Source organism: Gluconobacter sphaericus NBRC 12467, from assembly GCF_006539125.1.
GTDB classification, from domain to species: Bacteria; Pseudomonadota; Alphaproteobacteria; order Acetobacterales; family Acetobacteraceae; genus Gluconobacter; species Gluconobacter sphaericus.
Map to the genome: position 1 here is coordinate 12,596 of NZ_BJMK01000026.1, position 14,583 is coordinate 27,178.

19 protein-coding genes and 1 pseudogene are annotated in these 14,583 nt (G+C 56.9%); 17 read left to right on the forward strand and 3 right to left on the reverse strand.

What is annotated here, in order from left to right; all coding sequences use genetic code 11:
• Positions 1-82: 82 nt before the first annotated feature.
• The 7 genes from GSP01_RS14765 to GSP01_RS11725 all read left to right on the forward strand — a co-directional run bounded on the left by GSP01_RS14765 (position 83) and on the right by GSP01_RS11725 (position 3,636).
• Complete coding sequence (locus tag GSP01_RS14765) at positions 83-751, forward strand: hypothetical protein (RefSeq protein ID WP_167495538.1); 669 nt, start codon at positions 83-85, stop codon at positions 749-751.
• Between the two features lie 69 nt (positions 752-820).
• Complete coding sequence (locus tag GSP01_RS11705; RefSeq protein WP_141353769.1) at positions 821-1,435, forward strand: hypothetical protein; 615 nt, start codon at positions 821-823, stop codon at positions 1,433-1,435.
• A gap of 69 nt (positions 1,436-1,504) precedes the next feature.
• Positions 1,505-1,879, forward strand: a complete 375-nt coding sequence (locus tag GSP01_RS11710; protein WP_062446986.1) for a hypothetical protein — start codon at positions 1,505-1,507, stop codon at positions 1,877-1,879.
• A gap of 255 nt (positions 1,880-2,134) precedes the next feature.
• A complete protein-coding gene (locus GSP01_RS14770) occupies positions 2,135-2,311 on the forward strand; it encodes a hypothetical protein (protein WP_155721125.1) in 177 nt (58 codons plus the stop codon).
• A 77-nt stretch (positions 2,312-2,388) separates the two neighbouring features.
• A complete protein-coding gene (locus tag GSP01_RS11715) occupies positions 2,389-2,844 on the forward strand; it encodes a DUF3085 domain-containing protein (RefSeq protein ID WP_062022277.1) in 456 nt (151 codons plus the stop codon).
• Positions 2,845-2,878: 34 nt separating this feature from the next.
• Complete coding sequence (locus tag GSP01_RS11720) at positions 2,879-3,106, forward strand: hypothetical protein (RefSeq protein WP_011251416.1); 228 nt, start codon at positions 2,879-2,881, stop codon at positions 3,104-3,106.
• Entirely contained in the window at positions 3,103-3,636 is a 534-nt protein-coding gene (locus tag GSP01_RS11725) for a hypothetical protein (RefSeq protein WP_141353770.1), read from the forward strand. Before GSP01_RS11720 ends, GSP01_RS11725 begins: the two co-directional genes overlap by 4 nt.
• On the opposite strand, the gene GSP01_RS11730 is transcribed toward GSP01_RS11725, so the two are convergent.
• Entirely contained in the window at positions 3,618-4,136 is a 519-nt protein-coding gene (locus GSP01_RS11730) for a hypothetical protein (RefSeq protein ID WP_141353771.1), read from the reverse strand. The two genes, GSP01_RS11725 and GSP01_RS11730, sit on opposite strands and share 19 nt — an antisense overlap.
• Positions 4,137-4,417: 281 nt before the next feature.
• Here GSP01_RS11730 and GSP01_RS11735 point away from each other — a divergent pair, with 281 nt between their 5' ends.
• The 8 genes from GSP01_RS11735 (at position 4,418) to GSP01_RS11770 (ending at position 11,722) form a co-directional block, all read left to right on the forward strand.
• Complete coding sequence (locus GSP01_RS11735) at positions 4,418-4,657, forward strand: hypothetical protein (protein ID WP_062106941.1); 240 nt, start codon at positions 4,418-4,420, stop codon at positions 4,655-4,657.
• Positions 4,658-4,749: 92 nt separating this feature from the next.
• On the forward strand, positions 4,750-4,995 hold the full coding sequence (locus tag GSP01_RS11740) for a hypothetical protein (protein WP_141353772.1): 246 nt from the start codon (positions 4,750-4,752) through the stop codon (positions 4,993-4,995).
• A gap of 80 nt (positions 4,996-5,075) precedes the next feature.
• The gene (locus tag GSP01_RS11745; RefSeq protein WP_228123982.1) at positions 5,076-5,903 is read left to right on the forward strand and encodes a DNA/RNA non-specific endonuclease; all 828 of its coding nucleotides are present in this window, start codon (positions 5,076-5,078) and stop codon (positions 5,901-5,903) included.
• Entirely contained in the window at positions 5,900-6,166 is a 267-nt protein-coding gene (locus GSP01_RS11750; protein WP_141353774.1) for a hypothetical protein, read from the forward strand. The genes GSP01_RS11745 and GSP01_RS11750 overlap by 4 nt, the downstream gene beginning before the upstream one ends.
• A 435-nt stretch (positions 6,167-6,601) precedes the next feature.
• A complete protein-coding gene (locus tag GSP01_RS11755) occupies positions 6,602-7,573 on the forward strand; it encodes a DUF3991 and toprim domain-containing protein (protein WP_167495539.1) in 972 nt (323 codons plus the stop codon).
• A 10-nt stretch (positions 7,574-7,583) separates the two neighbouring features.
• Positions 7,584-8,267 (forward strand): hypothetical protein, encoded by a 684-nt coding sequence (locus GSP01_RS11760; RefSeq protein WP_141353777.1) that lies wholly within the window; start codon positions 7,584-7,586, stop codon positions 8,265-8,267.
• Between the two features lie 13 nt (positions 8,268-8,280).
• Positions 8,281-10,281 (forward strand): ATP-dependent helicase, encoded by a 2,001-nt coding sequence (locus tag GSP01_RS11765; RefSeq protein ID WP_255320899.1) that lies wholly within the window; start codon positions 8,281-8,283, stop codon positions 10,279-10,281.
• A gap of 274 nt (positions 10,282-10,555) precedes the next feature.
• Positions 10,556-11,722 (forward strand): hypothetical protein, encoded by a 1,167-nt coding sequence (locus GSP01_RS11770; RefSeq protein ID WP_141353779.1) that lies wholly within the window; start codon positions 10,556-10,558, stop codon positions 11,720-11,722.
• Positions 11,723-11,923: 201 nt separating this feature from the next.
• Here the strand turns inward: GSP01_RS11770 and GSP01_RS15240 are convergent, their stop codons facing one another.
• The gene (locus GSP01_RS15240; RefSeq protein WP_348536419.1) at positions 11,924-12,151 is read right to left on the reverse strand and encodes a PIN domain-containing protein; all 228 of its coding nucleotides are present in this window, start codon (positions 12,149-12,151) and stop codon (positions 11,924-11,926) included.
• Between the two features lie 147 nt (positions 12,152-12,298).
• Here GSP01_RS15240 and GSP01_RS11780 point away from each other — a divergent pair, with 147 nt between their 5' ends.
• Entirely contained in the window at positions 12,299-12,949 is a 651-nt protein-coding gene (locus tag GSP01_RS11780) for an Abi-alpha family protein (RefSeq protein WP_141353781.1), read from the forward strand.
• 132 nt (positions 12,950-13,081) lie between these two features.
• Here GSP01_RS11780 and GSP01_RS11785 read toward each other — a convergent pair whose 3' ends face one another.
• On the reverse strand, positions 13,082-14,017 hold the full coding sequence (locus tag GSP01_RS11785) for a hypothetical protein (RefSeq protein WP_141353783.1): 936 nt from the start codon (positions 14,015-14,017) through the stop codon (positions 13,082-13,084).
• Between the two features lie 392 nt (positions 14,018-14,409).
• Here GSP01_RS11785 and GSP01_RS11795 point away from each other — a divergent pair.
• Positions 14,410-14,583 (forward strand): annotated as a pseudogene (locus GSP01_RS11795) (IS481 family transposase); the annotation flags it as partial.

The following is a 14,583-nucleotide window of genomic DNA, read 5'->3' on the forward strand; positions in this document are numbered from 1 at the left end:
CTGACGCGTCGCCCTTGCCCCGCCAGTCAGGCCCTGACCCCGGAGAGGACAGTTGAAGAGACATGAAGAGAAGGAGATCAGCATGTCCGAACACCCGACTGTCACCGTAGGCACCCGCGTCAGCACCATCCTGTACAACAGAGGCCGGGGTGTCGTGTCTGCGGTCCATGGCACGCCTCGCCCAGAGACAATCAGACGCCTTGCTGGTGGCTTCATCGCGGCGGGAGGCAGTGCCAGCTTTGATATCGTCTTTGCCTGCGGAAGTATCAGCAAGAAGCTGCCCGAGAGCATTCTGCACGGCGTGCAGTGGACGATCTTCCACGACGAGCCCAAGGCTGGCCCGGAGGAAATTGCGCAGCTGCATGCTCATGCCGAAGCATGCCGTGCTGAAAAACAGGCGCGGAAAGATCAGGCTGCGGCGGCCCATGCGGCTGAAATCGAGCGTCTGCGCACCGATCCCGAATACGCCCATCTGGAGCAGGGGTCGGACCAGAGCGGCGTGCTGGCAGGAAAGAACATCCGCCGTCTCCTGAAAGCTGCGCTGCCAAAGCACACGTTCCGTGTGCGCAAATCCTCTTACGGGTGCGTATCGGTCAACTGCGACAATCCGCTGGATGATGCCGCGCAGAAGACTGTCGACAACATCCGAAAGCAGTTCAGATCGGGGTCTTATGATCCGGTGTCCGATTGTCACTCCACGAGCCGGAGCCCCTGGCAGGAAGTCTTCGGCAGCGCCGAATACGTCTTCTGACCCCACCTCGTTTCGTCACAGTTCTTCCAGGCCGCCGCGAGGCGGCCTTTGTCATATCCGGAGACCGACATGGCTTTCTTTACGCTCAGTGCGACGCCCGCTACCGCAAAACGTGAGGGCTATTTTACCAGCACCACGATGGCGCTCATGTCCCAGCTTGGTGAGCGCCGCATCGTCGAGGCGAAGTCGGTAGATGGCCTCAAGCCGCTCATTCTGAGCTTTGGCCGCGACACTGCGCTTCAGCACCCCGGCAAGTCGTTCAAGATCATGGTCACTGTCAATCGTGGCAGCCGCAAGCCGCGCGGTTTCGACGCAGCTTATGATTCAGAAGCACTTGGCACATCTGAATGGCTGGAAACCACGGTTGCAGACCCGGTTCCCCACGAGGGCATGGCAGGTGTGGCCTCATGGGGAAGACGGTACACGCCATTCCGCATGGACGGTGCAGAGCCGCGCGAAGCTTCGCTCACCGAGGCCGAACGCCTGTCTGACGACGGCCATCTTGGCTTCAAGGGATGGGCCGCGGAAGTCGCGGCCATTCTCGACACCATTGGCGCGCCTGCGACCGCTTTGGGCAGCGAGACCCGGGACGCTCTGGTGTCGCGCTATCGCGCCCACCAGCATCCCGCCCTGGCCGCCGCTGTCCTGACTGCGTCCTCAATGGCCGAGCATCTGGCCGCCTGAGGCCAATGCAGGGGAGCGGATAATGTCTCCCCTGCCAGATCCTGAAGTTTAAAAAAGAGCGAGTTTTCCATGGTCGATGAAAGCCTTCTCCAGATTGAGACCTGTCTTCTGGAACGTCGCAAGGTTCATCTTGGCATTGCGCCGGATGGGCGCGTCTATCTGCGTGTAACGTCGTTCTGGCCAAAAGAAGCCGCGCAGCACTGGCACGGACCATACTCAGACCGAAAAGAGGCTGAGACGGATTTCCTGGCCCGCACGCAGCCGCCATGCGTCACGCGAGCAGAGATCTCTGACGCCAGCCGTCGCGGCGAGCATGGAACGGTCGACGGCGTCCCCATGATCGTAATGAAGCATCGCTGGACGGGGCAACTAACCCTGACGCCTTACCGCCTCGTGGAGGACACCGGCGTGATGCAGGTCGCGCGCCAAAATGGACACAATTGAACATCGGTCGACACCCGCTCAAGCTGAGGAAGGAGGAGAGTAGGAAGAGGAAAGAGGGAAAGAAGCAGAAGGAGAGAGGGGCAGCACAGGCTGTCTGCGCTGGCAAAGGGTGGGTCTCCACGCGTCCTCGCCCTGACGGGCTCCGGGTCGTGGAGATCCCGCCGCTACGCGGCGCCTGTGCCAGCGCAGACAGCCTGTGCCTGTGCCGGAGAGGTCATCAGAGAAAAGAGATGACGGCAACAGGAGTGACCTTTCATGCAGATTTCCCAACAGACCCTTCAGGACATCAAGGACGTTGCCGGACTGGCCGGTGGGGTCTTCGGTTTTCTCGCCCTGGTCTTCGCGTTTACGTGCCTGCCGAGCTTTCTGGCGGGACCGGTGCCCCATCACTATCTCGCCTCGGCATCGCACAGCGCTCACCCCCGAGGCTGAGTTTTCACGTTTCCGAACGCTCCCACGCCCCGCCATCGTGCGGGGTTTTTCCATTTCTGATCCTAGGAAAATATCCCATGATCGTCACCTTCGACCGCACGCTGATCGCGCGCCTTCTTGCCCATGCCGAGGTTGCGTCGGAACGACGTGCCACGCTGACGCAGCTTTTTGACAAGAGCCTGCGCAAGCCTGGGCATGGCGCGCGCGAATGGGGCCGTCCGGAAGACATTGATCCCGCCAAGATCCCTGCGGGTCTGTGGTTGGTTGGAGACCACGGGATCTACATGATGTCGAACGGGCTTCCCCTTCTGCCGTCCGATGACGGTCAGAAGCCCAATTTGTGCGCGTATGCGCGCGAGGCTGACCCGGCACAGAACGCGGGCAGGGCTCATGACGTCAAGCGACAGGCTTTTGGCGGGGATGACGGATGCGAGTTCCTGGAAGCTGCGCTTGTACGACGGGCCCTCAGCAAGGTGTCCGGTGACACACTGCGGCTGAACATTACGCCTGAAACCCTCGAAATTCTGGCCTGACTGGCCTTCCTTGCAATCCTTCAGGAGTGAAAGAATGTCCGATCTTATGCCTGTTCCCCACGAGCAGATCTGGGCCTCGGCCGTGGCGGTGGCCGCTGACAGCGTGGAGCAGCTGAGACGCTGCGATGTCGACCGCGTCGTCTCCCTTGTTGACGCGGCGGATCGCAGCGCGCTGACAGGCTGGCTGATCGCGCAGCGGCCCGATCTTGCGGGCGCTGTCGCGGAGGCTCTGTCCGCGCTCGTCCAGGAGGCTTACGCATGAGCCTGCTGTTGCCACACCTGCGGCGCGTCCGCATTGAGGCCGAGGGCCTGACGGCCACCCAGTGGAGCTCAGCGCAGGACAAAGCGAAACTGGCCAATGCAATCCTCGCCTTTGTTGCGAAAGGATTGCCGGAGGAGGGGTTCAGCAAGGCGCTGTACCAGCGCGTCAGCCAGATGTGGGGGTTTATCGCCTGCTTTAACCGGAACGGCTTTGCGGGCCGGTATTTCAGCACAACGCAGGGGCGCATCGCCTTCCTCGATCAGATCATTGCGCGTGGCGGGATCGGCGACCCCGCCTGGACCTGGTCAGACGTGGAAAGCCGGATCGCGGCTCTTCTGGTCGAGCATCAGGTGCTCGACCTGTACCGCGCTGAACTGCGTCAGGAAACGCTCCGAGGCGAACAGGCGCTGTTGCGCAGGCTGATCGACCGTCACGGTGTGCCAGCCGATCATGCAGCCCGCATCTCGCTGGCTCCGGCATTGTCTGCACCGCTGTCGCGGCAGCAGCCTGTTCAGATGGGTCTGCTCTGACACGTTGCGCTGTCCGTGACGGCGCAGGAGTCCGGATCGTCGATCAGGCCCTGAACGATCTCCCATCCGCCGAGAATATTCTGGGCCGTCTCCCAGGCGACGATCTCGGCGCGAAGCGCCTGCGCAAGATCGTCATAGATGCCGTCGCGCTGCGGATCTTCGATCTCACGGCGCTCCGCCTCCTCCGTGAGGGACCGTGCGTCGGAAACCCGGGCCAGTGCCCGAGAAACAAGCTGCGACAGCCAGTCAGACGCCATGCGCTGACGACCCTCGCGTGTGTCGGGCAAAGGCGTGGCTTCGAAAATCTGTCGCGCCCTCTCGCGTCCGAACGCGCGGAGGCGCTCAACCTGTCGGGGCGGTGTCACGGCCCGGATTTCGGCAAGCGACCGCAACTGCGTCTCGGGCAGGATTGCGTCGGTGAGCGCGTCCAGGGTCGGCGCAAGACGCCGCTCCTGCGGAAAGCGGATCACCGTGGCGGTCTGATCTGTCTGTGCACTCATCGGTGTCCTCCTGTCGTTGTGCGGTAAGCGTAAAGCGCGCCACAATTAAAAGTCAATAAAAACAATAAGATACCGGCACTATTCGGCCCTCGAGAAAACCTCTGAGGGCAGAAAAGAGACGCGCGCGAAAGAGAAAGAGGAGGGAGGGAAGGGGCTCTCATGGGGCAGGCGTCGCAGCAAGGGTGCGTCGCTCCGCTCCCGGCGCACAGCGCCGCCCATGCCACGCCACCCGCCCCATGAGGCTGCCAATCGGGAACGAAATATTCCGAGAGAGGCAGAACATGTCCAAGCGCAGGAAAACAGATCTGACAGCAGCCCGTAAAAAGGCAGAGGTCTTTGGGCCGGATACGGTTCTCTTTGCAGATCTTGAACTCGGAGAAGCCTTCCGCATGGCTGGGGCAGAGCTGGGAGCCGTGTATCGAAAGGTTCGCCGCAACCACTACATGCACGACGGAAAGCGATGCCTTGCGAGCGACGGTCGGGCCGTCAAGCGCGCTTCCCTGCCTGGGACGGAAGACTGAGACCACTCTCCCGATCCTCTCCTTCCTCCACTGACATCAGGGCCGCAGCGCGGCCCGCATCCGGTCAATAAACACAAGAAAGGAACCGCATCGTGCAGATCCAGATGCTCACCCCTACGTCCAGTTTTCTTCCCGCTCTTGAGGCGCCCGTCTTTCACCGCGCCGTCTCGGCAGGCAAAACCATTGGCCGCGCACGGCGCTTTTACGCGGAAGCCGATCACCTGGTTGATGACGCGAATGACGATCGTCTCGGGGCGGCGTTACGCGCCGCACTGCGCCGTGACGCCAGCGCCGCCCATCGTTCGGCGCAACGCACGCTGCTGAGTGTCTCCCATTGACAGCCCTGATCCCTCACTCACAACAGGCCGTGTCATCCTGGCATGCACACCACAGGCATCCGGGAGGAAAGGGAATGGCGATGCGACACCACAGAGCGGGGCTTGCCCTGAGCGCCCTGTTTTGGGCCACCGCAAGTCAGGCGGCACCGGCCGGGTGTGCCGAGTTTGGCGGAGATGGCCAGCTTCCGGTTCTGACCAACGAGGCGCTTGGGCAGCAGACCGTTCTTCTGTGCAATGACGCCTTTGCTGTCCTGCATTCGGGCATCAGTCATGGCCCCCTGTGGACGGCAGAGCATCTGACCGAGGAAGACCTGGAACGCAGTATGCAGATCGGCCGGGTCGTCCGGTTCTTTCATGCCGATCCCCGTCTGTCCTTTGAGGACAGGGCCGAGCTGAGCGACTACCGCGCGTCGGATTATGATCGCGGCCATATGGCCTGTTCGGCGGACGAAGGCAGTCTTCAGGCGCAGGAGCAGAGTTTTTCGCTCGCCAATGTTGTTCCCCAGACCCCGGAACTGAATGAAGGCATCTGGACGGGCGTGGAAATGGCGGTGCGTCGTCTCGCACAGCGCGAAGGCGAGCTTTACGTCGTGACCGGTCCGGCATTTGAAGCGTCGGTAAAGACCATCGGATCGCATCGGGTTTTTGTGCCCTCTGCGACCTGGAAGGCTGTTTACGATCCTGTCGAGGACGAAGCAGGCGCGTATTTCTGTCAAAATAGCAGCCAACCAACCTGTACGATCATCAGCATCGGCGCGTTAACCCAGGCGACGGGTGTAGATCCTTTCCCGTCTCTTCCCGATGAGATCCGTCAGACGGCCATGACGCTGCCTCGCCCCCTTAAAAGTCCTTATGCTGATCGCATCCGGCCTGCCTCTGGCAGTCCTGTGCTGGAGACCATGCCATGAGCTTCATTCCTTTCCTTGACGCAGGCAAAAGTGTTCGGATCGATGACCTGACGATTGAGAGCGGCACTGAGCGGATCGCCCTGTACGGACGCCTCGAAATTCGAAGGGACCGGATCGGCCTGCAAAATATTCAGGCTCTGAAGGCTCAGATCGACGCCATTGCCCGCGAGCTTGAAGGATCGGCCCATCTTCCCGAGCGGGCGCGGAGCGCACACCAGACAAGCGTGATGCCCAGTCCCTTCATGGGGCGGAGCTGTGCATGAAGGGGCGGGAGCCTCTGGCAGGAAAGGTCTGGAGTGCCACAAGCCTCACTCCGGACAAGACGACCTTCCACCCCAGCTTCCTCCGCGCCCTTCGGTTGCTCCGTGCAGCCGGGTCCCCTGAGAAGGCATCGTGTCCTGCGCTACGTTTGTGACGGACACTGAAAGTGTCGGGACGAAAGGCGTCGCTGCGCTTGCTTTCGCCCCTTTTGCCTCCGGCACGGGTCGAACGAAAGGCTTTTTAAGTATTCGTTAAGTTTATGGCGATTATGTTTGTATATGTGCAAGTAACGACAAATGAAAACCATGAAAACCGCAGTAAATATTCATTTTTTCTTGCAATACCTGCGGATTTTCCCTAAATTAAACCCAGATCACAGGGGCGTTGAGGCCGGTTCTGACCGTTGCGCCGCCCCGAAGCGAGAAAGGATGACGATCATGGCACGCTTTGAGCCGTTCAGACTGTCTGATGACGACCGGACCGACATTGTCAAAGGCGTCTCCTGTGCTCTGCTGCTTGAGCGCCATGGCTATCTTCTCGACAAGCCCGAAAGCACGCGGAACGCTCTGAAATACCGTGCGGGAAAGGGCGAGACGATTATCGTCAACCATGAAGGCCGTGGCTGGTGGGATACGGGATCGGACGAAAAGGGGGATGTGTTCTCCCTGATCCAGCGCCTGACACCCGGTCTGAAGTTTCGCGATGCCTGCCGTGAGCTGGGTCAGCTGGTGGGCATTGAACCGAAGGGGGCAGAATACGTCCGCGAGCGTCAGGCCAAAACGCCAGACGTTGCTCCGGCCGAGCGCTGGCACGGCAAGAAGGAACTGACATCCGGCACGAAGGTGTGGGCGTACCTCACCGAGGAGCGCGGCCTTCCGGAGTGGGTGCTGCGTCGGGCCATCATGACCGGCTGCATCCGGGACGGCTATCACGCCGCCTGGTTCTGCCACCGGGATGCCGCGGGAGCCATCTGTGGTGCGGAACTGCGCGGCCCGGACACCAGGGGCATCTGTCTGTCGGGTACGGTCAAAACGCTGTTCCGGTTCCAGCCCGGCCTCGCGCGCACGGTCCGCCGTCTGGTGGTGAGTGAATCCGCCATTGATGCCCTCTCCTACGCCGCCCTCGACAGCGAGCGCACGCGCGAAACCCTGTACTGCTCGACCGCAGGTGGCATGGGACCGGAGACGGTCGAAGCCCTGACGGCCGAGCTGGCTGAAATGGCAAATGATCCGGCTGCCGTTCTGGTAGCCGCAACCGATAATGACGACGCCGGAAACCGCTATGCCGCGCGCCTTGCAGAGCTGGGCCGCGAAGCCGGTGTCCGCGTGATCCGCCGTATTCCCCATGGTGGCTGCAAAGATTTCAACGACGCCCTGAAGACTGTTGTGGCCGCCGCCCGCGCCGCCTGAGGAGAGACTGATGACGAATGACAAGGCACGACGGGAAATGGAGGCGCTGTTTCCCGGGCATGAAAAGAATGACGCTCTGAGAACGGCCTTTCTGGCGCACCCGGATGCGGACCATTATCTGCGCCGGATGCCAGACCTCGGATGTCGTATTCCCTGGGCGCTGGTAGAATACGGTCCTGAGACGGGGCGGGGTCAGGGTCTTGTGGTTGGGGGGCGCTGGAGCGCGGCAGGCTGGGATCTCTCCGGGCGCATCGTCCTGTTTGTTCAGTTCCCGACCGGAGACAATGGGTTCCTGACCTGTCAGGCGGGGGAGCAGCAGCTTGTCCAGATTGGCACCGTTCCCGGAAGCACGCGTCATCCTGACCGCCCGGAAGCCGTCACACTTCTGGGGCATGTCGCAGAACTGACCGCCGCCTGGCATGCCGATGTAGAGACAACCCGCGCCTGGCATACCTGGGCTCTGCTGCACAATCAGCCGCCCTTCCCGCAGACCTACGCCGAGATTGCGTTCGGCGATGATGTGCTGCGCGGTCTCGTGGTCGGAGGCACGGTCCTGGCGGACGGGACATGGGACTTCGGGCAGGAGTTCGACCTGATGGTCGAGCCGGACATGATCCTCAGCCTTGATGGCCGCCGTGCGACGCGGTGCGATGTTCTTCATGGCACCCGGGAGCAGGGACGTGGTCGTGGATAATCATCTCTTAGGCTTGACCCCCTCCCAGGCAGACGCCGCGCGTCAGACAGGACCGGTTGTTGTTCTGGCGGGTGCCGGGACCGGAAAGACCAAGACGCTTGTGGCCGGTATTGTCGACCGTGTCGTCAAGCGCCGGATGTCGCCCGATCGCATTCTGGCTGTGACCTTTACCAACAAGGCGGCCGGGGAGATGAAGACGCGGATCGCAGCGGCCCTGAACATCGCGCAGGCCCCGTACTGGGTGGGCACCTTCCATGCGCACGGACGCCGTCAGCTGCGGACCGATCCTGACATTGCCGGGCTGCGTCCGGGCTTCGACGTCTGTGACAGCGAAGACAGCACGAAGATCGTGCGCAGGCTTCTGGAAAAGGCGATTGAAGCGGGCGTCATGAATGCTGACGATGGAGAGACATTCCGCAAGCGTGTGAAATCCGTCAGCTCGCGCATCGCCATGCTCAAGGAAAACATGGTGCTTCCCCCGGATGCCGTGACCTGGGTAGAGGGACGGATTGCGACGGATGCCATCACCGAAGGCGATGACATCATGGTCTGGCGAGATGCGGCCGCGCTCTATCCAGCCTATCAGGCGATGTTGCGCGAAAGCAATCGCGCGGATTTTGCAGACCTGCTGCTATGGCCCACCGTGACCATGCTCCGCGACGAACGCTACAGACAGGACTGGTCAGGCCGGTTTGACTGCGTGCTCGCCGATGAGTTCCAGGACGTCAACCGGCTCCAGTTTCTCTGGCTGAAATGCCTGTCCAAAGACCACAACGAGCTCTTCGTTGTGGGCGACGATGCGCAGTCGATTTACGGCTGGCGTGGGGCCAATGTCCGGATTATCCGAAGTTTTCTCAGGGAGTTTCCAACCGGACGCATGATTGCTCTGGAGCAGAACTTCCGTTCGACCGGTCACATCCTGTCAGCGGCCAACGCAGTGATTTCTCACGACACCAACCGGCTGGAGAAAACACTGTATACCGCGTCCGGAGATGGGGAGCCAGTGGATATTCTGCGGCACACCGGCAGCCAGGACGAGGCTTCCGGGATTGCCGCCGAGATCGGACGTCGCGCCCTGGAAGGCGTGCCTTACGAGGACATGGCGGTGCTCTATCGCTTCAACCATCTCTCCCGGCTGCTGGAAGAGTCTCTGCTGCGCGCAAAGATCCCTTACGAGCTGGTCAATGACACCGCCTTCTGGCAGCGCGGCGTGGTCAAGGACGCGCTGGCCTTCCTGCGTCTGACATGTTTTCCGTATGAGCGGCAGTCAGATGAGGCATTCCGCCGGATCGTCAATCAGCCCGCCCGGGGGATCGGGGCCAAGGCCATGGCGACATTCGAACAGGTCGCGGATGAGGAGGCGATCTCGCTGTACGAGGCAGCGGAGCGCACGGTGCAGGGACGCACCGGCAAGGCTGCTGACAAGCTGCGCTGCTTTCTGGACGTGATCCTGAAAGGCGCCCGCAGTGGCGAGCCCAGTTTGGGAGAGCGTCTGAGGGTTCTTGTAGAAGAGAGCGGGTATCTCGCGATGCACCAGGCAGCCGGGGACGATGGCCGCACGGCGCTGGAAAACCTGCACGAGCTTCTATCGCTCGCCAACGAGTTCAGCTCGGTGGAAGAGCTGTTCGACCACGCTGCCCTTGGCTCGGAAAGCAGCGGCGATGAGAGTGTCGGCCGGGTCAAGCTGATGACCATTCACGGATCAAAGGGTCTGGAGTTCGGGCATGTCTTTCTGATCGGGTGGGAAGACACACTGTTCCCGTCGCGCACGAATATTGACCCGGCAGAAGAACGCCGTCTGGCCTATGTCGCACTCACCCGCGGCCGCCAGCGCGTTAGCGTGTCCTGGTGCGAGTTTCGTCGGGGCGAGCAGGCCAGTCCGAGCTGTTTCATCGACGAGATCCCGCTCCAGGCGCGGCGGGACGGTTGGGGGCGAAATCTCAACTGCCGTCCCGCGTTTCAACGGGGAACGGGTTTCAATCGGCAGGCTCAGAGAGAGGCGATGGGCTTCTGACCACTCACGTCCTGCGACTGACTTGGGGGGGGGCAAGCGGAAGGTCGGCTTATAAGATAAGGACTACCAAAATAGACACAAAGTGAACGGATCGGGCAAATCATTCTTTGAGCATTTATTCATAAGCCAGCAGCGTAAAGTAATCGGATATGAGTCCCAGCGCTAATGCTCCAACTCCGTCTCGTAAGATTGCGGGAGGCAGATCTCGTCACAGCCAGCTATCTCCATTACAACAGAATTAAGAAACAGCCTCTAAGAAATAGGAAAGTGCGCGATGGAGGATGCCGAGATCTATGAGTTGGCAGGTGATATTTTAGGCCGCATCAATAATGAAACAAATGACATAATATACGCCCCTCTGGGCGGAAAATTATCGATTTATTGGAGTGAGAAGGAAATTTATGGCGCGTACGCGTCCTCTCTAAGTCAAAGCGACAAACCGCCGCAGCACAGCATCACGATATACTACGAGTTTGTGCGACAGGTGTGGCGTGACATCGAAAATTTTTGCGAGTTCCTGCGAAGCAGGCCAGAAGCAGATTTTACCCCCTACGAGTTTTATAACAATCGCACGAAACTCCCTGAATGCTTTAACGAAGACGAACACGTCAGGAACATGTTCATCGCGGCGATCACGTGGGTGTATTTCCATGAGCTCGGCCACCTCCTGCAAGAGCATGGCATCATACGCCACGAGTTCGGGCCGAGGGGAAATGAAGCCATGCAAACGACTCACGTCCACGATTTCGAGGTTTCACATCATAAACCTATCAATGATCGAGAAGCACTGGTCTCTCATGTTACGGAACTTGCCGCCGACTTCGCGGCGACGATCTTCTACGCCACGGATTTGCTTCGACATATAGAGGATCCCAGCTTCGCCGACGCTGAGGAGCGGCCCGAAGTTTTATGCGGGACACTTTACCTAATGGTGTGCGGCCTCTCTTTGGTCTTTTTCCGTTTCAACGGAAGTAAGCCTATTGTTCCGATAGCGGCTGTTGAAGGCTCTCATCCGAAGCCCTTGACCCGACTGGAACTTCTTTTATCCCAAATCTGCGAGTATTTGGGTATAGTGGAGACCGAGACAGGTCACTCTTTCAATCAAGAGCTACTTGAAGTGCTTTGCACAAAGGCTGTTTTTTCGACCACTATGTATTGGTCATGGACCAATGGCGACGACTTCGACGTTAGCTTCACGCTGCGAGGCGGTCAATCCAGTCCAGTCAATATGCAATATCTCCAAAAAATTGTGGCGATTTGGGATGAAATCTTGCCCAGAATCAAGGAGGTACGCCGCTTTCTCTCGCCCCTTATTCTGATGCGTTTTACAGACACGTTCAGAGAGAAACTTAACAGCGTGAGCACTCAGGGAAGCAGTACGGAAGCGAACGCCACTGCCGTTACCCCCTCATCACCTGATGAGTTTCGAATCTCGAGCTAGTAAGTGTGAGTGCGGAAGTTGGCCATCAGGAGTTTCCATCTGAGTGCTCGATTTTTTATGTCGGCTTCTGGGAAACTCTTCTAGCCACCCAATGTCTGACATGAAGGCGTAAGCGGTAGGTCCGCTTTTCTCTGGCAGCTCCCCCCGGGGTTTGAGTGGCTGCGGAACAGAAAACCTACACAAGATTTACATCGAGTAAGTCTATCGAATGAGAACCACTTCAACGCCGATCGCATCAGCAATTTCAGCCCATGCCCGATCTGCGGTGACCGCAGGGAGATCCAATTTTTTAGCCAATGCCAGACAGGCGCGGTCTCCGTGGCTGAGGCCGACCCGCTTGGTCGCATCACGCATCAATCCGGCTGCGAGAGCCAGGTTGTGATCAAGAGGCCGCACGTCTAGGCGCAGAGCTGCGATAAGTTCGGATATCTCTTCGACCGGAACGCCTTTATCAACGGCCTTAGAGCCTGACTCAAAAAGGCGTTTTGAATATTTTTTTGGTAGAAAATTGCGCGTTGTTTAAATTGAAGGCCATCAGGCTCCATAGAAAATACTAGATAAAATAAGGGTTTTCGTATGACTGAGGTTACAATAGTTCAAGAGATTATCGACGGTGCTCATGCTGTTAAGGCAGTCACTCAGGCTGTCCCGGGTATGAAGGCTGCTATCTCAGAAGTCTGGCAATATTGGGTCACTGATAAGTTTCGCTATGCTAGAGCAAAAGCTAATCTCGAACATATGTGCGAGATGGCTGATAAGATGACCGAAGGTAAAGAGCGCGTGGAAGATGTTTCCTGCAAACAAGCCGAAAAGGTCATTGAGGCTTGTATCGGGGAAGATAGAGAAGAGCTTCAAAAGCTATGGGCTGCCATGTTGGCAAGGATCATGACAGGTAATGAACGGGACATACGAAGCGATATAGTGGATGTTGTTAAAAAGTTTGAACCAAATGATGCTTTAGTATTAAAGTATATATTTTCTGTTTATTTAGAAAAATCAAAATTCGAACTATCGTCTTCGCATATTAAGACTTATTTCTCGGTAGAAGATAGAGAGAAGATGGACGATGATGATGTGTCTCTGTCTTTTGAAAACCTGTTTTCTTGTGGGTGTATTAAGCACAATAACTCAGCATATCTAAGCACTGGGATCTTCATAGAAGGTGCTGTTTATAGGCTAACTGCTAGAGGGATTAAGATTATGGAAGCAGTAAACCCGAATATGTAAACTTTCGATCTCGTGGAAGAACCGAGGTGGAGGGTTTTTCGAACCCTCCATGTGGGAGAAGCAGGGGCAGATAATAGTCATTAAAAAACGTCATAGAGCACGGTTTCTCCGGGTTGCAGACTTCATTTTTGGTCAGGCTCCAAAGAGCTTTTTCAGCATTCCGGACAAACCGCGATATTCTTTCGGTGCGATGATGTTTTCTGCCGGAGCAGGGCTTATGGGAGGAGACTTGATGTTTTTTCTACGGAGTTCAGAGTATTTCTCACTTTGTAGCTTTTTAGGGAGGTCAGAGACATTAAAGAAAAAGGTGAGATAACAACTACATCCAGTCGTCATGAGGTCAGACATCACCGTGTCTAGATAGGTTATATCTCCTGATAGATACCCACCTTCATCTGCCCAAGAACCACGCACGATGAATATCTTATGATCATGAGACTTATGGTTTTCTATAGGATAATCTTGATCTTCATCTAGGTTGTTATAGCACCATTGTGCTGCTATGGCGCCAGATTGGATTTTTAGTAAGTCATCTACTCTGGATTCAAAGTTTCCTGCCGTTAAGGCATTAAATGTTTTTGCCCATTTTATATTCATTCTGAAGGATTGGCAGACTGATTTTATCTCATCTTTGACGATCTTTTCAGTGACGTTCTGCTCCATTAGGAGTTTATAGAAGTCAGAGACGTTTTCCAGAACACAATCCAATGTACTGTTTCGGTAAATCTCTACGTTCTCTTTGAAGTTTTGGATACTTTTTGAGCATAGATCATCTATATCCAGCCACAGTTTTGTTGTGTCTCCCTTTATAGGGATGACATATGTCGATCTATCGTCACCAAGTGCTTGTACAGGTGTTCCGTTATTATCTTTTATAGTTTTGATATAACCAAGGCATCTGTTTTCATAACTCTCAACCATCGTCGGTATGTCATCTGAGTATCTGTCGAAAAGGGAGGTTATGAGCCTGAGTTCGTTTTGTATTTGATCGCTGTTAAGTGGTGATAATTTAACTGCGCGGTTCAGTTCTTCCTGAATGGCTTTGTATGGCGTTTTTTCAGTGCTCATTCTTAAATGCCTTATCTATCTGAACATGATCTTGATAGATTTCATGTGTTTGATCCATACCGAGTACGTGGAGCATGGATAAAAAGGTTAAAAGTACACGTCAGGTTAAATACCAGAACTTAATCTGGACTGGTAAAACATGGCATCAAACGGAACATATACGGTCAACGTCAGCGTCGTTGACAACGCTACAAAGCAACTGGCGAAGATAAACTCGTCTATCTCAAACCTACAAAAGCCTTACAACAGGCTGGCAAAACAGATCCAAAACTTCGAGAAGTTGTCAGGTCTGAAGACACTGCGCGAACAGACCTCGAAGCTGATCCAGCCTTTAGGTGTTTAGTCCCGGGATTTGATGGGGTATTATTTTCCCGCGAGTGGAAGGAAGCCTTATGGGACAGATACGTTATGGGAGCGCCACGACTACGCACGCCGTGCGAGCGGCAATACCGCGATCGCAGGCTTCGCTCGCGGCGCTGAGCAAGGAGTTCGGGATCAACCCGAAAACAGTTGCAAAATGGCGGAAGCGACAGAGTGTCGAAGATCAAAAGACAGGCCCTAAAGAG